The organism is Flavobacterium sp. WC2509 (assembly GCF_052683105.1).
Map to the genome: position 1 here is coordinate 3,322,073 of NZ_JBQZFG010000001.1, position 22,079 is coordinate 3,344,151.

Below are 22,079 nucleotides of genomic sequence, written 5' to 3' on the forward strand. Positions count from 1 at the left end.
TTTTCCTTTGAATAAAGTTACTGTTTTTATTAAACACAAAGTAAAGGCGGATAGCCCGACAGCAGCAAGCAATGGGGCTGTATATGCGCATGCAAAATTAAGCCCCTTTGTTTGCTGATGGCACGCCCAAATTGTCTTTTTTGTATAGAAAATTTAAATGTTTGTCAGTTTTGATTAGTTGAGAAAAAATAATAAGATAGAAATAAGTCAATGGTGCTAAGTGTAAGGGTTGAAAGGTTGATTTTTAAGCTAAAAAATCAACAAAATGTTAATAACTTAAGCGGTTAAAAGCTAATTTTAACTGTGTTCTAATTTCTGTTTTTATATATTTGTTCGTTAGACAAAAATTACATTTTTTAGAATAAAAAATATGAGCGAAGAAATCAAGAAGGAAAATAATTATTCAGCAGATAGTATTCAGGCATTAGAAGGAATGGAGCACGTAAGAATGCGTCCTTCGATGTATATTGGAGATGTAGGTGTTCGAGGATTACATCACTTGGTGTATGAGGTAGTAGATAACTCTATCGATGAGGCAATGGGAGGTCATTGTGATACGATACGAGTGGATATTAATGAAGATGGTTCTATTTCTGTTGAAGATAACGGACGTGGTATTCCAGTTGGTATTCATAAAAAAGAAGGTGTTTCGGCTTTGGAGGTTGTAATGACTAAAATTGGTGCCGGAGGTAAATTTGATAAAGATTCCTATAAAGTTTCTGGAGGACTGCATGGAGTTGGAGTTTCTGTTGTAAATGCGTTGTCAAACCATTTAAGAGCGACCGTTCATAGTAGTGATGGAAAAGTATATGAACAAGAATATGAAAAAGGAAAAGCACTTTATCCTGTAAAACAAATTGGTGAAACTACAAAAAGAGGTACAATTGTAACTTTTTATCCAGATCCTTCTATTTTTACACAATCAATAGAATATTCATACGATACTCTTTCGGCGCGTATGCGAGAATTGTCTTTCTTGAATAAAGGAATTACAATTACTTTTACTGATAAAAGAGAAGTTGATAAAGATGGAAACTTTCTTTCGGAAGTGTTTCATTCTACAGAAGGTTTAAAAGAATATATCCGTTATTTGGATGGAAATCGTGAGCCAATTATTTCACATGTAATTTCAATGGACAGCGACAAAGGAGAAATTCCAGTTGAAGTTGCCTTAATCTATAACACAAGTTATGGTGAGAATATCTTTTCTTACGTAAATAACATCAACACTCACGAAGGAGGGACGCATTTACAAGGTTTTAGAACTGGTTTGACCCGTTCTTTAAAAAAGTATGCTGATACTTCGGGAATGCTAGATAAATTGAAGTTTGATATCTCTGGAGATGATTTCCGAGAAGGTCTTACAGCAATTATTTCTGTAAAAGTGGCCGAACCTCAGTTTGAGGGGCAAACCAAAACCAAATTAGGAAACAGAGAGGTTGTTTCGCCTGTAAGTCAAGCTGTTGGAGAAATGGTTGAAGCGTATTTGGAAGAAAATCCAAATGATGCTCGTATCATTGTTCAAAAAGTAATTTTGGCTGCTCAGGCTCGTCACGCAGCTAAGAAAGCACGTGAAATGGTACAACGCAAAACCGTAATGGGTGGCGGTGGATTACCAGGAAAATTATCGGATTGTTCAGAACAAGATCCTGCAAAATGTGAAGTGTATCTTGTCGAGGGAGATTCGGCAGGTGGAACGGCAAAACAAGGTCGTGACCGTGCTTTTCAAGCTATTTTGCCATTACGTGGTAAGATTTTGAATGTTGAAAAAGCAATGCATCATAAAGTTTTTGAAAACGAAGAGATTCGAAATATATTTACAGCACTTGGGGTAACTATTGGAACCGAAGAGGATAGTAAAGCTTTGAATATTTCGAAATTACGTTACCATAAAGTAATTATCATGTGTGATGCCGATGTCGATGGTAGTCACATTTCTACTTTGATTTTGACATTTTTCTTCCGTTTTATGAAAGAATTAATTGAGGAAGGGCACGTTTATATTGCAGCTCCGCCTTTATATTTGGTTAAAAAAGGAAATAAAAAAGAATATGCTTGGAATGACGATCAACGTGATCAGGCAAATGCTAGGATGGGAGGAAGTGCTGCTATTCAACGTTATAAAGGTCTTGGAGAGATGAACGCTGAGCAATTGTGGGAAACTACAATGGATCCGGCTTTTAGAACTTTACGACAAGTAAATATTGATAGCCTTGCTGAGGCTGACAGGGTTTTTTCAATGTTAATGGGGGATGAAGTACCGCCAAGAAGAGAGTTTATCGAGAAAAATGCTGTTTACGCTAATATTGATGCTTAGTTCTTTAGGGTAACTGTGTTTTTTAATTTGCAAATAATATAAAACTAAATAGAAATGAAAGTTACCATTGTAGGAGCGGGGAATGTGGGAGCATCCTGTGCAGATTCAATTTCTTATAGAGGAATTGCAAGTGAAGTAGTATTATTGGATATCAGAGAAGGTTTTGCCGAAGGTAAAGCTATGGATATCATGCAATGTGCTACTAATACTGGATTTAATACCAATGTTTCAGGTGTTACCAATGATTATTCTAAAACAGCGAACAGTGATGTTGTTGTTATCACTTCAGGAATTCCTAGAAAGCCTGGAATGACTAGGGAAGAATTAATTGGAATTAATGCTGGGATTGTTAAATCTGTTGCAGAAAATGTATTAGTACATTCTCCAAATTGTATTATTATTGTGGTGTCAAATCCTATGGATACAATGACTTATTTGACATTGAAAGCTACTGGATTGCCAAAAAACAGAATTATCGGTATGGGTGGAGCTTTGGATAGCTCTCGTTTTAGATATTATTTGTCTAAAGCATTAGATAAACCATCAAATGATATTTCAGCTATGGTAATTGGTGGTCACGGTGATACTACAATGATTCCTTTAACAAGATTAGCTTCTTATAATGGTATTCCTGTTTCTCAATTTTTGTCTCAAGAAGAATTGGATAAAGTTGCTGCAGCGACTATGGTAGGTGGTGCAACACTTACTGGTTTATTAGGTACTTCGGCTTGGTATGCTCCGGGGGCTTCTGTTGCTTATTTGGTTGATAGTATTTTGAATGATCAAAAGAAAATGATAGCTTGTTCTGTTTTTGTCGAAGGAGAATATGGTCAAAATGATATTTGTATTGGAGTACCTTGTATTATAGGTAAAAATGGTGTGGAGCAAATTGTGGATATTGCATTGAATGATGCTGAAAAAGCAGCTTTTGCTAAAAGTGCTGATGCAGTAAGAAATATGAATGCTGATTTAAAATCGGTTTTAGCATAATAATTTACGGCATAAAAAAAAAGACTGCAATTTTGCGGTCTTTTTTTTGATATTAATTAATAAATAAATTGGTTAATCTTTCCGTTAATTATATATTTGCTCGGTTTAAAAAAAATGATATAAATCGTACACTTCTTTTTTGTTTTTCAAAAATGACGTAATGGCTTATTTTATAGGGTTTAAAACAAAAAATAATAAATAAAAATAATTAATTTTTAGTAATAATGCAGAATAAAGGACTTATTAAATTTTTCGCAATTCTATTTGCATTGGTAAGTATTTACCAACTTTCTTTCACTTTTATCTCTAGTAAAGTCAAAAGTGATGCAAAATCTTTTGCTGGAGGAAATCCAGAAAAAGAATTAAAATATTTGGATTCAATTGGTAAAGAAAAAGTATTTAATTTAGGCTTTACTGATTTTACATTCAATGAAGTAAAAGATAAACAAATCAATAAAGGACTTGACTTAGAAGGTGGAATCAACGTGATTCTTCAAATCTCTGTTAAAGACATTTTGAAAGGATTGTCAAATAATTCGAAAAACCCTGTTTTTAATAAATCTTTGGCTGATGCCACTGCAAATCAAAAAGGAAATCAAACGTATATTGACGCATTCTTTGAAGCTTTCGAAGCGAACTCTAAAGGGTCTGTGAAATTAGCGTCACCAGATATTTTTGCTAACAGAAGTTTGCAAGGGGATGGTGGAGTTACTTTTCAAATGACAGATGCACAAGTTCAAAAAGTAATCAAAAGAAAAGTTGATGAATCTGTAGAAAGTGCTTTTGGAGTATTGAGAAAACGTATCGATAAATTTGGTGTAACTCAGCCTAATATTCAAAAATTAGGAGAGTCTGGAAGAATTCTAGTAGAACTTCCAGGAGCTAAAGATGTTGATAGAATTAAAAAGTTATTACAAAGTACAGCTCAATTAGAGTTTTGGGAAACTTATAAAGTTGAAGAAATTGGTAATTTCATCATGGCCGCTAATGAGGCTTTGAAAAAAACTGAAGTAGCAAAAGTTGAATCTAAAACTGTTGCAAAAGATTCTTTAAGTGCTTTATTGACTGATGCAAAAGATTCTACTACTACAAAAAAAGGAAACAATCCTATTATTGATAAAATTCTTGCTCAAGGTGGAGGACCAGTTCTTGGTCTTTTCTCTCCAAAAGATACTGCTGTAATTAACTCTTATTTTAAAAGAGCTGATATTAGAGTTTTGTTGGCAGGTGACCAGCGTTATGCAAAATTCGTTTGGGGAAAACCAACGACTATTAAAGATGCAAAAGAAAAAGATGTTGAAGCTGTTGAATTATATGCTTTAAAAGGAAATAGAGATAATGTTGCTTCTATGGGAGGTGGTGTTGTTACTGATGCTAGTGATACATTTGATCAATTAGGAAAACCTGCTGTTTCTATGCAAATGAATAACACAGGAGCTAAAGAATGGGAAGAATTAACAGGAAGAGCTTATACTCAAAAAAGTAATATTGCTATTGTTCTTGATGATGTTGTTTATTCTGCACCTGGAGTTTCTAGTGGACCAATTGCTGGTGGTAGATCTGAAATTTCTGGAAATTTCGATGTTACAGAAACTAAAGATTTAGCAAACGTATTAAGAGCTGGTAAATTACCTGCTGCTGCTGAAATTGTTCAGTCTGAAGTTGTAGGACCGTCCTTAGGTCAGGAAGCTATTGATAACGGTACAAATTCTGCTGTAATTGGATTGCTTTTAGTGTCTCTTTGGATGATGATTTACTATGGTAAAGCAGGATGGTATGCAAATATTGCTTTAGCAGTTAACTTACTATTTATGTTTGGTATTTTGGCAAGCTTAGGTGCTGTACTTACATTGCCAGGTATTGCAGGTATCGTTTTAACAATGGGTACTGCTGTAGATGCAAATATCATTATATATGAAAGAGCAAAAGAAGAATTAAGAGCTGGTAAGTCACTTGATGAAGCAGTTAAAGCTTCTTATAGCTGGACTGGTGCGATGCGTTCTATTGTGGATGCTAACGTAACCCACATTTTGACAGGTGCTGTATTGTTTATCTTCGGATCTGGACCAATTAAAGGTTTTGCTACTACTTTATTAATCGGTATTATTACATCCTTATTTACTTCTATCTTTATTGCTAGAATCTTTATTGATAAAAATATTGCTGGTAAAAATGATTTGACTTTCATTACTAATTTCTCTAAAAATTTCTTTACAAATTTCCATTTTGATTTCTTGGGAATTAAAAAATGGACTTACCTTTTCTCTGCTGTAGTAACTATTGTAAGTATTGCATCTATTGCAACTAACGGTTTTGATCAGGGTGTTGATTTTGTTGGAGGTAGAACTTTCCAAGTACGTTTTGACAAATCAATGAAGCCAGAAGAGGTTAAAGATGAGTTGACTGCAGTGTTTGGTAGTGCCGAGGTTAAAATATTTGGTGAAGACAATCAGTTGAAAATCACAACTAAATATAAAATTCAAGAAACTGGAAGTGCTGCTGACGAAGAAGTAAACAAAAAGTTGTTTGAAACTCTGAAAAAGCATTATGGTGCAGATATGACTTATGATAAGTTTGTAAATGCTTATGAAGGTAAAAAATTGGGTGTTTTACAAGCATCAAAAGTTGGTCCAACTGTAGCGGAAGATATTAAAACAAATGCTTACTGGGCTGTTTTAGGAGCAATGCTTATTGTTGGTTTGTATTTAGTAATCAGTTTCAGAAAATGGCAATATAGTTTAGGTGCAATCGCAGCGGTAGCACATGACGTTATCTTCGTATTAGGAGTGTACTCATTGCTTTGGAAATACATGCCTTTCGGTATGGAGATTGATCAGCACTTCATTGCGGCTATCTTGACAGTTATTGGTTATTCTATGAATGATACTGTAATCGTTTATGATAGAGTACGTGAGTTCTTAGATGGTAAAACAAAAGGTTCTTTCTCTGAGATTGTAAATAAATCTATTAACTCTACAATGTCAAGAACAATCAATACTTCATTGACAATGATTTTTGTATTGTTGATTATGTTTATTTTTGGAGGTGAATCTATTAGAGGATTTATCTTTGCAATGCTTATCGGTATTATTATTGGTACTTATTCTTCATTGTTTATTGCAACTCCGGTATTGGTTGATACCATTTCTAAAGATGAGAAGCATGAAGTGGAAGTTAAACACCAAGAAGTGCAAGCTTAAAAATAACAAGTATATTTTTTTAAAAAAGATTCAACGAAAGTTGAATCTTTTTTTTTACTTTATAATTAGAGTAACTAATGTATGATTATGTTCAGAAATGCTTTTACTTACATTATTTTGATGAAGGTTTCTTTTATTAATTGTATTTGATCTATATAAATGGTTTTCTTTTTTGTTGCAAAGTACAGCGTATTCTTTAAAGGTGTTTTTCCTTGCCACAAAAGCTTGATTTTTCCGTTTTCGAGTTCTGTTTTACACAAGAAATCTGGAATTACCGCTAATCCATTGCTGTTGCTCAAGCAGCGTACTATTGAGTTTAAATTAGGAACAATATAGTTAGGTCTAAAATCTGCGTATTTGTTGAAATTTAGCTGCCAAAAGCGTCTTAAATGCTCCATGTCTCCTGTTGTTCCATACCATCTTTGCTGTTTGAGCCAGTCTTCTATAGCTTCTAAGTTATTTTGTTTTTTTAAATTGTCAAAGGCGTCTGAATCTGTTTCGTTACCGCCTATGAGAACAATCGTTTCTGAAGAGAAGGCTTGATAATCGATAGTGTTCTTGACTATCATTTGTGGGGTAATGATTAAATCTAGAATTCCTTTGTCTAGATTTTCGATCATTTCAGGGTATTCTCCAAATTGTATAATAACATTGAAAGGAAATGTTGCTAAATATGGCTCTAAAGTTATCTGAAACGTCTCAAAACACATTCCAATGCTTATTGTTGGCGTGTTTTTTTCTGTGCTTCGCTGAAAATTTTTCTCTGCTTCTTCCAATTTAGACAATGCATCGGTTATAAAATTATAGAGTACTTTTCCTTTTTCGGTGGGAATCATTTTTCTGCTAGTTCTGTCGAATAATTTATAACCGACGTAACTTTCAAGTGAACTTAAATGTAAACTAACTCCAGGCTGTGAAATAAATAATGCTTCAGCCGCACCAGTCAAAGTACCAGTTTTGTAAATATATTTGAAAGTTCTGTACCATTCTAGATTTACCATTCCAATAAGTATTATAATTATGATACAAATGTATGAATTATGTTATTTTTATTATAGTTATGTTGGTTGTAAATTTGCAGTATCAAATTAATATAAAACGATATGAAAAAGATATTTATAATAAATGGAGGTCAAAAGTTTGGACATTCAGGAGGAAGATTCAATCAAACAATAGCGAATGCCACTGCAGATTTTTTTATAAATCATAAAGATTTCGAAGTGAAAAGTACAGATGTGAATGATGAGTATGATCCAGCTCAAGAAGTGGATAAATTTGTTTGGGCTGATGTGATTATTTATCATACACCGATTTGGTGGTTTCAATTGCCACACGCTTTGAAGAAATATATTGATGTAGTTTTTACCGAAGGACATAACAATGGTATTTATAAAAGCGATGGTAGATCGTCTAAAAACCCAGCGATAAATTACGGAACAGGTGGCATGCTACATGGAAAAAAATACATGGTAACTACTTCTTGGAATGCACCGAAAGAAGCTTTTACGTTGCCAGGCGAGTTTTTTGATGAAACAAGTGTCGATGATGGACCATTATTTGGATTTCACAAAATGAATGCGTTTACAGGATTGAAACCTTTAGAAAGCTTGCATTTTCATGATGTTATGAAAGGAGCGAACGTAGATAGTGATTTAGAAATGTACAGAAATCATTTGTCTCAATTATTTTTGAACTAATTATGGAAATAAATTTGACAGTAATTATCAAAAGTAAATTTGGATATAGAGAAGAATTAAAAGCGGTTTTGGAAAATTTAGCAGAAAATTCTAAAAAGGAAAAAGCTTGTCTTCAATATGATTTACATCAAAATATAGATGATCAAAATATCTTTATCCTTCACGAAGTTTGGAAAAATAAGGAAGGACTGGATTTGCATAAAGAACAACCATATTTCTTGAAATTTGATCACACTTCGGAACTTTTTTTAGAAGAAAAAATAGTAGTTTATGTGACTTCTAGAATTGGATAATAAAAAAAATGCCACTGAATTTTCAGTGGCATTTTAAATTATGAAAAACTCAATTTATATTTCGCTTGTCTTTTTTGCAGTAATTACAAAATATAATCCCACGATTATAAAAGGAATACTCAACCATTGACCTGTTGATAATATGTTTCCTAAATCGCTTTCGAAACCGCCTTGACTTTCTTTTACTGACTCAACTACGATACGAACAGTGAATAAAAGAACTAAGAACAAACCGAATAAAAAGCCAGATTTTTTTCGGGTATCCGTTTTCCAGTAAAGGAAAAACAAGGTTGCAAACACAAAAACATAACAAATAGCTTCATACAATTGTGCTGGATGTTTAGCAGGAACTTGTTCCAGTAAATTAGCATATTGAGGATTGGTAGCAATAGCGTTATAAGCTTCTTTTGGCGTAGGAAGTTGTGTTGCATTTACAGCTTCTCTTGGAGTAAATTGGTCTCTCACAAAACGAATTCCAAATGCTGAAGTTGTTTCTTTTCCTAAAATTTCTGAATTGAAAAAATTTCCTAATCTCACAAAAATTGCTCCACTGGCTACAGGAATAACTACTCGGTCCAATATCCATAATATTGGTTTATGAAGTACTTTTTTGCTGAAGAAGTACATAGCAATGATGATGGAAATAGTAGCTCCATGACTAGCTAGACCTTGATATCCTGTAAATTCAAATTTTGGATTAAAACGGAAAGGTAATACGATTTCAGCTAGATTGTTTCTGTAATATTCCCAATCGTAAAAGAAGACATGCCCCAAACGAGCACCAATTAATGTTGCTAATACTGTCCAAACAAATAAGGAATCCAATTTGTCGATGGAAATGTTTTCTCTGTCAAAAATTTGCTTCATGATATACCATCCTAATCCAAAAGCAATTACGAACATTAAACTGTAAAAGCGAATAATGAAAAAACCTAAATCAATACCTTCGGAAGGATTCCAGACAATGTTTAAAGCGTGTGTCATTTAATTTTTTATTTTTTTGTGAAAATACTATTTTGAATTGAGTAATTATGTTAACTAAAAGGTAAGAAATCAGCTAGACCATGAATTAGTGGACAATACTAATGAGGATGCGTAAATTACATATTCCAACAAAACCAATATCATCTGCATTTTTGTTTAATGTTTATGCTTACATTTCTTTTCAGGAACGGGATCATATCCTTTTCCGCCCCAAGGATTACATCTTAAAATTCGTTTTAAACCTAAATAGCCTCCATAAAACAATCCATGAGTTTGTAAGGCTTGAATCATATAACTAGAACAGGTGGGCTCAAATCGGCAGGCTGCGGGAGTAAAAGGAGAAATTGCGCCTTGATAAAACCGAACGAGCAATACAAATGGATAGATGAGGATTTTGTTTAGCATATTTTTATAAAGTAATCAGTGTTCAGCCGAATACTAAAAATTAGACTACTGAACACTAAATGTTGTTCCTTCTTTCCCGTCTTTTAATTGAATGCCTAAAGCTATTAGCTGGTCGCGAATTTGATCTGATAATGCAAAATCTTTATTGTCTCTAGCTTGTTTACGCATACCGATAAGCATGTTAACCACGCCTTCTAGTTTTTCGGTATTACCATTGGTTTTCTCTTCTTCCAATCCTAAAACATCAAATACAAAAGCTTGCATTGTTGTTGTGAATAATTTCAAATCTGCGGCATTTAAAGTCTCTTTTTCGTCTTTCAATAAATTAACAAAACGAACTCCTTCAAATAATTGTGCAATAAGGATTGGACTATTGAAATCATCATTCATGGCATCATAACACAATTGTTTCCAATCAGCTATATTTAATGAACTCGATTCGCTTGGTGAAATTCCATTTAAAGATTCTATCGCTTCCATTAATCTTTTATATCCTTTTTCGGCTGCAGTAATAGCTTCGTCAGAGAAATCAAGAATGCTTCTGTAGTGTGCTTGTAGCATAAAAAATCTAGCCACAGATGCTGAAAAGGCTTTACTCAAAAAAGCATTATCACCAGTTAAAATCTCTCCTGGCAAAATGTTATTTCCAGTCGATTTTGCCATTTTTTTGCCATTCAAAGTTAACATATTGGCATGCATCCAGTAGTTTACCGGTGTATGTCCAGTGCAAGCTTCGTTTTGTGCAATTTCACATTCATGGTGTGGAAATTTCAAATCCATTCCGCCACCGTGAATATCAAAATGATTGCCAAGATATTTGGTACTCATTGCTGTACATTCTAAGTGCCAACCTGGAAAACCATCGCTCCAAGGAGATGGCCAACGCATAATATGTTGTGGTTCGGCTTTTTTCCAAAGCGCAAAATCTTGTGGGTTTCTTTTGTCAGATTGTCCGTCAAGATCGCGGGTATTAGCCAGCATATCTTCAATATTACGGCCACTTAATATTCCGTAATGATTCGTTTCATTGAATTTAACAACATCAAAATAAACAGAGCCATTGGCTATATAACCAATTCCTTTGTCAATAATGGTTTTTATGATTTCGATTTGCTCAATAATATGCCCAGTTGCTGTTGGTTCTATACTCGGTGGTAAAAAGTTAAAAGCATTCAGAATATCATGAAAATCTACTGTGTAGCGTTGTACCACTTCCATAGGTTCCAATTGTTCCAAACGCGCTTTTTTAGCAATTTTATCCTCGCCTTCATCCACATCGTCTACAATATGACCAACATCGGTAATGTTTCGAACATAACGCACTTTATAATCCAAATGCAATAAGTATCTAAAAATTACATCAAATGACATAAAAGTCCTTACATTTCCAAGATGCACATTGCTGTAAACCGTTGGCCCACATACATACATCCCCACATTTCCTTCGTTAATTGGTGTAAATGTTTCTTTTTCTCCAGAAAGAGAATTGTATATTTTTAAGGTCTGACTTTTATATAGCGGCATGTGTTTATTCGTTTATTGTTTAATCGTTTAATTGTTGAATTGTTTACCGCATTACCGATTAAACGAATCAACGATTAAACTTTTACCCTTGTGAAAGATAATATTTTTTTAAGCTGTTTATTTGGTTACAAATTTTTTCAAGTTTTTCTCTGCAAATTAAATATTCTTTTTCAGAAATATAATCAAGGTCTTTTGAAATTATAAGATGATTTAATGTTTCTGTTGCCGAAGAATATGAAATAGTAAGAAAGTGAGCTTTATCTTTATTTGTGTTTCTAGAAGTTCCTTCAGCTATATTTGTCGCAATAGATGACGAACTTCTTTTTATTTGAGATGTGATACCGTAAATTTCAGTTGACGGAAAATTATTTATCAGTTTGTAAATTGTTAAAACAAATTCTCTTGAATTTTGCCAAACATCAAGTTTTTCAAATGAAAAAATATACATCTTGTTGTTTATTTAAAAAGTTGAATCGTTTAATTGTGTATTGTTTAATCGTTTAACTACCATTCTGACAAATCAACGATTAGCCAATTCATCATTGTGAAAGTGTTTAGCGAATGATCGATTCAACAAATAACCAATTCAACATTTTATTTAGAATTTTGTTTCCAATTTGATATAATCCAAAAACTCTCTTTTGATTTGAGCATCTTTGAATTTTCCACCAAATTCTGAAGTTACCGTACTGCTTTCGATATCTTTGATTCCTCTAGAATTCACGCAAAGGTGTTTCGCATCGATCACGCAAGCCACATCTTCAGTGCCAAGAGCTTGTTGAAGTTCCTGAACAATTTGCATGGTTAAACGTTCTTGTACTTGAGGTCTTTTGGCATAATGCTCTACGATACGGTTCATTTTAGAAAGACCAATAACTCTTCCACTCGAAATATAAGCAACATGTGCTCTTCCGATAATTGGCAATAAATGGTGTTCGCAGGTAGAGTAGAGCGTAATGTTTTTTTCAACTAACATTTCTCCATATTTGTAATTGTTCTCAAAAGTGGATGCTTTCGGTTTTTTGTCTGGATTTAGTCCTCCAAAAATTTCTTTTACAAACATTTTTGCAACACGATTAGGGGTTCCTTTCATGCTGTCATCAGTTAAGTCCATTCCTAGTGTTAGTAGAATGTTTTCAACATCTTTTTTTATTTTTTCAATCTTTTCTTCATCGGTAATGTCAAAAGCGTCTTTTCTTACTGGATTTTGAGCATTTGTACTAATATGATTGTTTCCTATTTCGTCCTGAAATTCTTCGTTGTTTATCATTAAAAGCTACTATTATTATGAGTGTCTATTTTTAAGGGGTAAAGATAATTAATAAAAAGGAAACATTTTCTATCGCTTTGGCTTTTAATTATACATAAAATCGATAGAAATATTGATTATTTTGATATCAAAACAAAAAAGGCAATAACATAAATTGCTATTGCCTTTTGATATTTATAAGGTAAGGGTGTTTTTCTTTTTCTTTATTTTGAATTGTAAGCAGTTAGTGCTTCTTTCAAAATCCGAACCGCACTTATTAAATCTTCTTTTTTAAGAACATATGCAATTCGTACTTGATTTAAACCAACTCCAGGTGTCGAATAAAATCCAGCTGCTGGAGCTACCATTACAGTTTCACCATTCGAATTAAAGCTTTCTAATAACCATTGTGCAAAATCATCGGTATTATCAACGGGTAATTGGGCGATACAATAAAAAGCCGCTTTTGGAGTCTTTACTACTACACCTTCTATTTTGTTCAATTCGCTTATTAAAATATTTCTTCGTTCTTTGTATTCAACGATTACTTCGTCAAAATAACTTTGAGGTGTATCAATTGCAGCTTCGCAAGCAATTTGTTCGATTGTTGGCGGGCATAGACGAGCTTGTGCAAATTTCATCGCGGCAGCAATAACGGCTCTGTTTTTAGTTACCATACAACCAATACGTGCGCCACACATACTGTATCTTTTAGAAACTGAATCAATCATGATTACGTTTTGTTCGATTCCTTTTAAGTTCATTACAGAAAAGTGTTTGTCTCTTTCATCGTATATGAATTCACGATATACTTCATCTGCGATTAAAAACAAATCATGCTTTTTAACCAATTCTCCCAACTGATTAATTTCAGATTCTGAATATAAATATCCTGTTGGATTATTTGGGTTACAAATTAAAATAGCTTTTGTTTTTGATGTGATTGCTTTTTCAAATTCTTCAATTGTTGGTAGCGTAAATCCACTTTCAATAGTAGAAATTACGGGTACAACTTTGGCACTTGATTCTTCTGAAAATGCGCTATAGTTGGCATAAAATGGCTCAGGAATAATGACTTCATCTCCTGGATCCATGATGCTTCCAAGAGCAAATAAAAGTGCTTCAGAACCACCAGTGGTTATCATTATATCTTCATAACCTACTTTTACATCTTGTTTGGTGTAAAATTGGGCTAGTTTTTTTCGGTAACTTTCGTATCCCGCTGACGGGCCATATTCTATGATAGTTAAGTCAATGTTTTTTATCGCTTGGATAGCAATTTCAGGGCTTTTTATATCAGGTTGTCCAATGTTTAAATGATAAACCTTATGCCCCTTTTTCTTCGCTATGTCTGCATATGGAGCCAATTTTCGAATTGGTGATTCCGGCATTCTTTGACCTCTGATTGAAATTTCAGGCATGATTATAAAATTTGAGGTGCAAATTTGCAATTTATTTTCCAAAAACACAGTAAACAATATGCCTATTTTATTGTTTTTGATTGATTATTGTTGTATAATTGAGTAACAATGTAGAAATATCACTAAATGAAAAAAAAATGTGTATTTTTTCTTTTATTACTAACAATAATACCAGTTTTTGGTCAGGACAGTTTTGTGTTTGATAAAGGAGTTGAAAAAGTTTCGATACCCATAAAACTAATAAATAACTTAGTTTTTGTTCCTATAAAGGTAAATGGCGTAGAGTTGAATTTTCTTTTGGATACTGGGGTAGAGGAAACTATTCTTTTTAGTTTGGAAGATAATCCAAAAGTTAATTTTTTTAATTCCGAAAAAATAACTCTGCGAGGTTTAGGCAGTGAAGATGCAATTGAAGGATTAAAAACTACCAATAATATTTTGGACTTGGATGGCGTTAAAGCAACTCGTCAGCTTATTTATGTCATTTTGGATCAGAGTTTTAATCTTTCATCACAAATTGGTATTCCTGTAAATGGTATTATTGGCTATCAATTTTTTAAAGACAATTTGGTTCGCATTGATTATACTAGCAAGAGAATAATTGTGTATAAGAACGATGATTTAAATCAAAAAAAAATCGAAAGAAAATTCGATAAAATGACCATTACAATTGAAAAGTTTAAGCCTTATTTGATTGGTAAAGTAGATATTAATGAACAAAAAGTACAGGTAAAATTATTAATAGATATAGGCAATAGTGATTCAGTGTGGCTTTTTCAAAATTTATCAGATCAAATTAAAGTGCCGGCTAAAAATTTTGATGATTTTTTAGGAAAAGGTTTTAGCGGAGATATCGAAGGGAAAAGAGCCAGGATTTCTAATTTTTCGTTTGATAAATTTACTTTTAAGTCACCAATCGTAGCTTTCCCAGATTCAAGTTCTATAAAAAATGTTCGTATGGTGAAAAATAGAGTTGGATCTATTGGAGGAGAAATTTTAAAACGCTTTTCGGTAGTATTTGATTATAAAAATGCTCAGCTATATTTGAAAAAAAACGGTGATTTTAATGATCATTTTTCTTATAATAAAAGCGGTATTGAAATAAAACACAATGGCATTCAATGGGTGAAAGAAACAGTAAGGTTGGAGACGGTTCCTATATCCGGAGCAATTACATTTGATAATGAAGGAAATAGAATTACGAATGATTTTAAATATAAATTTCAGCTCAAACCAATTTATGAAATTGCTAATATTCGAAAAAATTCAGCTGCAGCAAAATGTGGTTTGCAAGTGGGAGATCTAATTCTTAAGGTTAATAAAACAGCAGCTTATAATTATTCACTACAAAAACTGAATGAAATGTTTAAGCTACATGAGGATAAATGGATTTACTTAGAAATACAAAGGAATAATGAAGTTTTAAAATTCGCATTTCAATTGGTCGATGATTTATAAATAAAAAAAAACGCTTTTTAAAAGCGTTTTTTTAGGAATTAGTTTGTTTTAATTGGTCATTACTTCCCCTTTAATTTTGAGAGGAACTCGACCTCCGTCATAATTTACGGCATTTGTTTCTAGTGTAATGGTTTTACGAATTGGACCAGGAACCATATTGTATTTTATTTCTATTTTATCTGATTTCCCCGGAGCAATTGGCTGATTAGGTTTATATGAAATAGTGAAACTAGCTGTAGATTGGAATCCTGTAATAGTTAAAGGAGCATCTCCAATATTGGTAAATGTAAAGTTTCGAACTCCATTATCAGTAGACTTGTTTATTTTGCCAAAATCAATCGTATTGTCAGTTTGTTGAATCTCTATCTTAGGACCACTTTGCGCAAAGCCCGTGTAGCTTAAAAATAGGAATATTATAAGTAATTTTATATTTTTCATTTCTTAGTTTTTTTTGAAAGTATAGTAAATGTACTATCTTTTAATTAACGGACAATTTTTTATTTCTATTTTTTATACTGTGCTTAATTATTTACTTTTGTCGTTAATTACAATAACAAAAATCAGACCAAAAGATAAGTTTATTTGTTTAATCGGTTATTCATTTAATCGATTAAACAAATAACCGATTAAACAAATAAACAATACAATGACAATTCCTGCACAATTTGACGCTAAAACCATTGAAAATAAGTGGTATGATTACTGGATGAAGAATAATTATTTTCATTCTGAGCCAGATCACAGAACACCTTATTCGATTGTAATTCCACCTCCCAATGTTACAGGGGTATTACACATGGGGCACATGCTTAATAATACCATTCAAGATGTTTTGATTAGAAGAGCGCGTTTGAAAGGTTTTAACGCCTGTTGGGTTCCTGGAACGGATCATGCTTCTATTGCAACTGAAGCTAAAGTTGTAGCCAAATTAAAATCCGAGGGGATTAATAAATCAGATTTGAGTCGTGAAGAGTTTTTGAAACATGCTTACGAATGGACCGATAAATATGGAGGAACAATTCTAGAGCAATTAAAGCAATTGGGATGTTCTTGTGATTGGGACAGAACTAAATTCACAATGGATCCAGATATGTCTGCCTCTGTAATTAAATCTTTTGTGGATTTATATAACAAAGGTTTGATTTACAGGGGTTACCGAATGGTAAACTGGGATCCGGAAGCTAAAACAACTTTGTCTGATGAGGAAGTTATATATGAAGAACAAAACGGGAAATTATTTTTCCTAAAATATAAAATCGAAGGTTCCGAAGATTTCTTGACAGTTGCAACAACTCGTCCGGAAACTATTTTTGGTGATACTGCTATTTGTATTAATCCAAATGATGAGCGTTTTGCACATTTGAAAGGAAAGAAAGCAATTGTGCCAATTTGCGGTCGAGTGATTCCGATTATTGAAGATGAATATGTAGATGTAGAGTTTGGAACTGGATGTTTGAAAGTGACTCCAGCTCACGATATGAATGACAAAACGTTAGGGGAGAAGCATAATTTGGAAATTATTGATATTTTCAATGAAGATGCTACTTTAAATAGTTTTGGATTGCATTACCAAGGGAAAGATCGTTTTGTGGTTCGCACCGAAATTGCAAAAGAATTAGAAGAAAGTGGAGCTTTGGCTAAAACTGAAATCCACCTGAATAAAGTAGGAACTTCTGAAAGAACTAAAGCAGTAATCGAACCAAGATTATCTGATCAATGGTTCTTGAAAATGGAAGATTTGGTAAAACCAGCGATTCAATCTGTTTTGGTTGATGGTGATATTAAATTGCATCCAGCACGTTTTAATAATACGTATGCACATTGGTTAAATAATATCCGCGATTGGAACATCTCGCGCCAGTTATGGTGGGGACAACAAATTCCTGCTTATTTTTATGGCGATGGGAAAGAAGATTTTGTAGTTGCTGAAAACATCGAAGACGCTTTGGCATTAGCCAAAGAGAAAACCAACAACCAACAACTAACAACCAACAACCTTACTCAAGATGCAGATGCCTTAGATACCTGGTTCTCTTCTTGGTTATGGCCAATGTCTGTTTTTGGAGGAATTATGGATCCTGAAAACGAAGATTTCAAATACTATTATCCAACTAATGATTTAGTAACTGGTCCAGATATTTTGTTTTTCTGGGTGGCGAGAATGATTATTGCTGGTTACGAATATGCAGGGGAAAAACCATTTTCAAATGTATATTTGACTGGTTTGGTTCGTGATAAACAAAGACGTAAAATGTCTAAATCGTTGGGTAATTCACCAGAACCATTAGAGTTAATTGAAAAATTTGGTGCCGATGGTGTACGTGTTGGATTGCTTTTGAGTGCTTCTGCGGGTAACGACATTATGTTTGATGAAGAATTGTGTAACCAAGGAAAAGGTTTTACCAATAAAATTTGGAATGCTTTCAAATTGATTAAAGGCTGGGAGGTTTCAGAAACTATTCCACAACCAGAATCTTCTAAAGTGGCGATTGAATGGTATGAGGCTAAGTTGCAACAAACGCTTTTAGAAATTGAAGATAATTTTGAAAAATATAGAATTTCTGATGCCTTGATGGGAATTTACAAATTGGTATGGGATGATTTTTGTTCTTGGTTCCTGGAAATGATTAAACCAGCCTACCAACAGCCAATTGATAGCGTAACTTTTGCGAAAGCAATAGAAATGCTAGAAAATAATCTTAAATTATTGCATCCATTTATGCCTTTCTTGACAGAAGAAATTTGGCAACATATTGCAGAAAGAACTACAGAAGAAGCTTTAATAGTTTCAACTTGGCCAGAATTAAAACCTTTTGATGCCAAATTAATTACAGATTTTGAAAACACGATTGAAGTGATTTCTGGAATCAGAACGATTCGTAAAGACAAGAATATTCCATTCAAGGATACGATTGAATTGAAGGTGGTAAACAATGATAACGCTTCTACTTATTTTGATTCGGTTGTGACCAAATTAGGAAACATTACTTCGTTAGAATATGTTTCGGATAAAGTAGATGGGGCATTATCTTTCCGTGTAAAATCTAACGAATATTTTATTCCGATTACTGGGAATATTGATGTTGAAGCTGAAATTGCAAAACTAACTACGGAGTTAGAATACACGCAAGGTTTCTTGAAATCTGTTCAAAATAAACTTTCGAATGAGAAATTTGTGAACGGAGCGCCAGAGAAAGTTTTGGCAAACGAAAGACAAAAAGAAGCCGATGCATTGGCTAAAATTGCTACTATTGAGCAGAGTTTAGCCGGATTGAAATAACAATCAGAATTTGCTAAAAATATAAAACCCGACAGATTTTTGAAATTTGTCGGGTTTGTTTTTTGAATTACGTTTGATCTCGTTTATTCATTCATTCATTCATTCATTTAACCTGTTTTTAATATCCATTTTTTCGTGTAAAACTCTAACGACTGCAATTTCATTCGTTTTTTTTATAAAGAAAATTAATATGACTGTCCGTAACTCATATCAAGAGTCTAAATATTGAAAATACACTTTGCGTCTCTGCGCCTTTGCGTGAAATTGGGCTCGCTAAGACGCAGAGACGCAAAGAGCATAAAGTATAAAGTTTGCGAAAAACATTCAACAACTAATTTATTCTGCGAAATGGTACTAGTCACGGATAGTCATAAAATTAATATACTGCCCCCAAAAAGGGGGAACACTCGAACTGCCGAAAATTAATATTAAAAACGAATTACACCCAACGGGTTAAATTTACATCATAGTATCCGTATTTACTGCTCTTTTAGTACCTTATTTAGATAAATGTTTACTATATAATATCATTTCCTCGGTTTATCATAGCCTGTGTTTTGGCCGATTTGAATCGGTCTTTTTAGTAAGTAAATGTCTTCATATTAGATACTTAATACTTAAAAAAAAGTGAAAAAAAAATAGATGTGCAGTTAATTTTTTAATTTTGTATCGCAAATGCTTTTTTTAGTCTAGAAGCACTCCAAAATTTTTAAAACTTGCCCAAACAATTTAAAAAAATAGCTATGCAGCATATTTTACAGAATTTAAGACCAAATTTTGGTTATCAAATTCGGGTTTTACTAATCCCGGTATTATTTTCGTTGTTTACAAATTTGGCTTCTGCACAATATACATCAATTCCTGACCCAAATTTTGAATTAGCATTAATTAGAGAGGGTTATGATAGTGATGGTAATGTTAATGGACATGTGTTGACTTCCGATATTAGCAGTGTTAAAGATTTAGATGTTTTTTTAAGCGATATAACAGATCTGACAGGTATACAGGATTTTAGTAGTTTGCAAACTTTACAATGCGGGTCTAACTCGCTAACAGGTAGTTTAAATTTAAGTATGTTAACTCACTTAACTAAAATTGAACTTTGGGACAATCAATTAACTTCAATAAATGTTACCGGTTTAACAAATTTGACCTATTTAGATTGCTATTTCAATTCTATTAGTTCATTAGATGTAAGTACATTGACAAATTTGACCTATTTAGATTGCTCCTACAACAGTCTAACAAGTTTAGATGTTAGAGGATTGAATAGTCTAAATACTTTTGATTGTACAGCTAATCCTGCTTTAAGTCGTATTGTTGTCACTGATCTGGCTGCAATACCAAGTAGTGGTTGGGTAAAAGATGCAACAGCGACCTATTATCCTCTAGCTACTTGGAACAGCGCTTGGTATCCTGCTGCACCAAATGCAACTATTAATGCAGAAATTGAAGATACATATAGTGAAGCTGCGGATATCACTGCTTTGACATTAACAGTCAAGGATAATGCTACAGTTACTATTCCTTCTGGATATAATGTAAAATTGACTGGAGCTTTAACTATACAGGCTGGAAGTACTTTTACCTTGAGCAACAACTCCAATTTGGTTCAGACGGATGCAAATTCCATCAATTCAGGAGTTATTAATGTAAATCGCAATAGCAATGCGCTGTTCCGTCTAGATTACACTTTATGGTCATCACCAGTTACGGGTACTCAAACATTGGCTAACTTTTCGCCTTTGACTATTTCAACACGTTTTTATACGTACAACCCAATTACTAATTTATACGATATAGCTTCATCTGCAAGTACTTTTGCAAAAGGCACTGGTTATTTAATCCGTATGCCTAATAGCGATCCTAAAACAGGTTATGATACTGGATTAGCTACTTTGAATTATCCGGGTATCTTTACTGGAGTACCCAATAATGGAACTGTTTCTCTTACCGGTCTTACTGCAGGGTCTTATTACGCAATTGGTAATCCTTATCCTTCTACTATAAGTGCAGATGCATTTATCACAGCTAATGGGATTACTGGTCCGTTGTATTTCTGGAGAAAAAAGAATAATCTAGACCAATTAACTGCACCAACTACCTCTTATGCAACATACACAAAAGCGGGTGGAACTGGGACAACTAGTTCGAACACTGCAGACCCTATTGGAATTACACCAAGTGGAATTATCCAAGTTGGTCAAGGTTTTATAGCTAAATCTACTTCGACAAGTATTCAATTTACCAATACTATGCGTCTACCAAATAATGCCAATCAAATTTTGAAAATTAAAAATACAGTGGAAAGAAATCGTATTTGGTTAAACCTTACTAATGCTGCAGGTGCATTTAGCCAAATGTTGGTAGCTTATATGACAGATGCTACACAAGGTGTTGATGCCGCAATTGATGGTAAATATTTTAATGATAGTTCTAGTGCTTTGAACTCTTTACTTAATAACGAAGAATTTGTTATTCAAGGAAGAAGCCTGCCTTTTGATGGAACGGATATTGTACCATTGGCATTCAAAACTGCTATTAATGGTAATTTTACCATCGCCATAGACCACGTTGATGGTTTGTTTTTAGGAAGTCAGGAAGTGTATCTTGTAGATAGCAAAACGGGAGCTGAAACCAACTTGAAAGCAGGAGCTTACAACTTTACTGCTACAGCTGGTGTTGACAATACTAGATTTTCATTGAAATACCAAAAAACCTTGAATGTGGATACGCCAGTAATGAACGACAACAGTGTAACGGCATATAGAAATAATGGTACTTTATACATCACCTCAAGAGCAAGTGTAATCAATAACGTTAAAGTTTTTGATATTCAAGGAAGATTAATTGCTGAACAAAAAAATGTGAAAGCCGATACTGCTTCTATCGCTAACTTGAAATCGCACCAAGTTTTGATCGTTCAGATAAGCTTAGAGGACAACAAAATAGTGAGTAAAAAAGTTCTAAACTAAGAACCTTAAAATCATTAAAAAATGAAAAATAATTCTTTAAAATATTATATAGCTGCAGTGTTCTTTTTATCCACTTTTGTAATGTTTTCTTACCCAGGAGAACCAGGTCCAGGAGATGGAGGTGGAGGTGGTCCTGGTTTAGAAGGAGATGATGGAGTTCCTATCGATAATTATGTTTGGGTTTTAGCTGTAATAGGCTTGGTTTTTGTTTTTATGAAACTGAGAGCTATTCAGAAAAATAAAATTCAAGGATAAGAAAACCCAAAGTTTAAAAAACCCAATTCTG

At 33.3% G+C, this 22,079-nt stretch carries 17 protein-coding genes; 9 read left to right on the forward strand and 8 right to left on the reverse strand.

From position 1 onward, the window contains the following. Positions 1-370: 370 nt before the first annotated feature. The 3 genes from gyrB (at position 371) to secDF (ending at position 6,507) form a co-directional block, all read left to right on the forward strand. Positions 371-2,317, forward strand: a complete 1,947-nt coding sequence (gene gyrB, locus ACUN3A_RS13905; RefSeq protein WP_445551876.1) for a DNA topoisomerase (ATP-hydrolyzing) subunit B — start codon at positions 371-373, stop codon at positions 2,315-2,317. A gap of 54 nt (positions 2,318-2,371) precedes the next feature. Next, a complete protein-coding gene (locus tag ACUN3A_RS13910; RefSeq protein ID WP_445551877.1) occupies positions 2,372-3,307 on the forward strand; it encodes a malate dehydrogenase in 936 nt (311 codons plus the stop codon). 224 nt (positions 3,308-3,531) lie between these two features. After that, complete coding sequence (secDF, locus tag ACUN3A_RS13915) at positions 3,532-6,507, forward strand: protein translocase subunit SecDF (protein ID WP_445551878.1); 2,976 nt, start codon at positions 3,532-3,534, stop codon at positions 6,505-6,507. Between the two features lie 107 nt (positions 6,508-6,614). Here secDF and ACUN3A_RS13920 read toward each other — a convergent pair whose 3' ends face one another. Beyond that, a complete protein-coding gene (locus tag ACUN3A_RS13920) occupies positions 6,615-7,508 on the reverse strand; it encodes a LysR family transcriptional regulator (RefSeq protein WP_445551879.1) in 894 nt (297 codons plus the stop codon). A gap of 102 nt (positions 7,509-7,610) precedes the next feature. Between ACUN3A_RS13920 and ACUN3A_RS13925 the strand changes: the two genes are divergently transcribed. Both ACUN3A_RS13925 and ACUN3A_RS13930 read left to right on the forward strand, forming a co-directional pair. Then, positions 7,611-8,204: an NAD(P)H-dependent oxidoreductase gene (locus ACUN3A_RS13925; RefSeq protein WP_445551880.1), complete on the forward strand. Its 594-nt coding sequence runs from the start codon at positions 7,611-7,613 to the stop codon at positions 8,202-8,204. A 2-nt stretch (positions 8,205-8,206) separates the two neighbouring features. Then, positions 8,207-8,497: a putative quinol monooxygenase gene (locus tag ACUN3A_RS13930; RefSeq protein WP_445551881.1), complete on the forward strand. Its 291-nt coding sequence runs from the start codon at positions 8,207-8,209 to the stop codon at positions 8,495-8,497. A 54-nt stretch (positions 8,498-8,551) separates the two neighbouring features. Here ACUN3A_RS13930 and lgt read toward each other — a convergent pair whose 3' ends face one another. The 6 genes from lgt to ACUN3A_RS13960 form a co-directional block, all read right to left on the reverse strand. Beyond that, a complete protein-coding gene (gene lgt, locus ACUN3A_RS13935) occupies positions 8,552-9,481 on the reverse strand; it encodes a prolipoprotein diacylglyceryl transferase (protein WP_445551882.1) in 930 nt (309 codons plus the stop codon). 156 nt (positions 9,482-9,637) lie between these two features. Beyond that, positions 9,638-9,886, reverse strand: coding sequence for a membrane protein insertion efficiency factor YidD (yidD, locus tag ACUN3A_RS13940; RefSeq protein ID WP_445551883.1), 249 nt, complete (start codon positions 9,884-9,886; stop codon positions 9,638-9,640). A 45-nt stretch (positions 9,887-9,931) separates the two neighbouring features. After that, a complete protein-coding gene (gene cysS / locus ACUN3A_RS13945; protein ID WP_445551884.1) occupies positions 9,932-11,410 on the reverse strand; it encodes a cysteine--tRNA ligase in 1,479 nt (492 codons plus the stop codon). A gap of 82 nt (positions 11,411-11,492) precedes the next feature. After that, positions 11,493-11,858 (reverse strand): four helix bundle protein, encoded by a 366-nt coding sequence (locus ACUN3A_RS13950; RefSeq protein ID WP_445551885.1) that lies wholly within the window; start codon positions 11,856-11,858, stop codon positions 11,493-11,495. Between the two features lie 150 nt (positions 11,859-12,008). Then, positions 12,009-12,680 carry a GTP cyclohydrolase I FolE gene (folE, locus tag ACUN3A_RS13955; protein WP_445551886.1) on the reverse strand — a complete coding sequence of 224 codons (672 nt, stop codon included), beginning with the start codon at positions 12,678-12,680 and terminating at the stop codon, positions 12,009-12,011. Positions 12,681-12,883: 203 nt separating this feature from the next. Further along, positions 12,884-14,080: a pyridoxal phosphate-dependent aminotransferase gene (locus ACUN3A_RS13960; RefSeq protein WP_445551887.1), complete on the reverse strand. Its 1,197-nt coding sequence runs from the start codon at positions 14,078-14,080 to the stop codon at positions 12,884-12,886. Between the two features lie 126 nt (positions 14,081-14,206). Between ACUN3A_RS13960 and ACUN3A_RS13965 the strand changes: the two genes are divergently transcribed. Continuing rightward, the gene (locus tag ACUN3A_RS13965; protein ID WP_445551888.1) at positions 14,207-15,538 is read left to right on the forward strand and encodes a PDZ domain-containing protein; all 1,332 of its coding nucleotides are present in this window, start codon (positions 14,207-14,209) and stop codon (positions 15,536-15,538) included. 48 nt (positions 15,539-15,586) lie between these two features. Here the strand turns inward: ACUN3A_RS13965 and ACUN3A_RS13970 are convergent, their stop codons facing one another. Next, positions 15,587-15,976, reverse strand: coding sequence for a DUF1573 domain-containing protein (locus tag ACUN3A_RS13970; RefSeq protein WP_445551889.1), 390 nt, complete (start codon positions 15,974-15,976; stop codon positions 15,587-15,589). A 208-nt stretch (positions 15,977-16,184) separates the two neighbouring features. Here ACUN3A_RS13970 and ACUN3A_RS13975 point away from each other — a divergent pair, with 208 nt between their 5' ends. From ACUN3A_RS13975 to ACUN3A_RS13985, 3 genes are all read left to right on the forward strand, one after another. Beyond that, on the forward strand, positions 16,185-18,818 hold the full coding sequence (locus ACUN3A_RS13975) for a valine--tRNA ligase (RefSeq protein ID WP_445551890.1): 2,634 nt from the start codon (positions 16,185-16,187) through the stop codon (positions 18,816-18,818). Positions 18,819-19,561: 743 nt separating this feature from the next. After that, the gene (locus ACUN3A_RS13980) at positions 19,562-21,793 is read left to right on the forward strand and encodes a T9SS sorting signal type C domain-containing protein (protein WP_445551891.1); all 2,232 of its coding nucleotides are present in this window, start codon (positions 19,562-19,564) and stop codon (positions 21,791-21,793) included. Positions 21,794-21,814: 21 nt separating this feature from the next. Beyond that, positions 21,815-22,048, forward strand: coding sequence for a hypothetical protein (locus ACUN3A_RS13985; RefSeq protein WP_445551892.1), 234 nt, complete (start codon positions 21,815-21,817; stop codon positions 22,046-22,048). Positions 22,049-22,079 lie beyond the last annotated feature (31 nt).

What these genes read in the sequence shown, in the direction of transcription:
- secDF (WP_445551878.1), top strand. Translation starts at nt 3,532, where the DNA reads ATGCAGAATAAAGGACTTATTAAATTTTTCGCAATTCTATTTGCATTG.
- gyrB (WP_445551876.1), top strand. Translation starts at nt 371, where the DNA reads ATGAGCGAAGAAATCAAGAAGGAAAATAATTATTCAGCAGATAGTATT.
- ACUN3A_RS13930 (WP_445551881.1), top strand. Translation starts at nt 8,207, where the DNA reads ATGGAAATAAATTTGACAGTAATTATCAAAAGTAAATTTGGATATAGA.
- cysS (WP_445551884.1), bottom strand. Translation starts at nt 11,410, where the DNA reads ATGCCGCTATATAAAAGTCAGACCTTAAAAATATACAATTCTCTTTCT.
- ACUN3A_RS13910 (WP_445551877.1), top strand. Translation starts at nt 2,372, where the DNA reads ATGAAAGTTACCATTGTAGGAGCGGGGAATGTGGGAGCATCCTGTGCA.
- lgt (WP_445551882.1), bottom strand. Translation starts at nt 9,481, where the DNA reads ATGACACACGCTTTAAACATTGTCTGGAATCCTTCCGAAGGTATTGAT.
- yidD (WP_445551883.1), bottom strand. Translation starts at nt 9,886, where the DNA reads ATGCTAAACAAAATCCTCATCTATCCATTTGTATTGCTCGTTCGGTTT.
- ACUN3A_RS13980 (WP_445551891.1), top strand. Translation starts at nt 19,562, where the DNA reads ATGCAGCATATTTTACAGAATTTAAGACCAAATTTTGGTTATCAAATT.
- folE (WP_445551886.1), bottom strand. Translation starts at nt 12,680, where the DNA reads ATGATAAACAACGAAGAATTTCAGGACGAAATAGGAAACAATCATATT.
- ACUN3A_RS13920 (WP_445551879.1), bottom strand. Translation starts at nt 7,508, where the DNA reads ATGGTAAATCTAGAATGGTACAGAACTTTCAAATATATTTACAAAACT.
- ACUN3A_RS13950 (WP_445551885.1), bottom strand. Translation starts at nt 11,858, where the DNA reads ATGTATATTTTTTCATTTGAAAAACTTGATGTTTGGCAAAATTCAAGA.
- ACUN3A_RS13925 (WP_445551880.1), top strand. Translation starts at nt 7,611, where the DNA reads ATGAAAAAGATATTTATAATAAATGGAGGTCAAAAGTTTGGACATTCA.
- ACUN3A_RS13985 (WP_445551892.1), top strand. Translation starts at nt 21,815, where the DNA reads ATGAAAAATAATTCTTTAAAATATTATATAGCTGCAGTGTTCTTTTTA.
- ACUN3A_RS13960 (WP_445551887.1), bottom strand. Translation starts at nt 14,080, where the DNA reads ATGCCTGAAATTTCAATCAGAGGTCAAAGAATGCCGGAATCACCAATT.
- ACUN3A_RS13975 (WP_445551890.1), top strand. Translation starts at nt 16,185, where the DNA reads ATGACAATTCCTGCACAATTTGACGCTAAAACCATTGAAAATAAGTGG.
- ACUN3A_RS13970 (WP_445551889.1), bottom strand. Translation starts at nt 15,976, where the DNA reads ATGAAAAATATAAAATTACTTATAATATTCCTATTTTTAAGCTACACG.
- ACUN3A_RS13965 (WP_445551888.1), top strand. Translation starts at nt 14,207, where the DNA reads ATGAAAAAAAAATGTGTATTTTTTCTTTTATTACTAACAATAATACCA.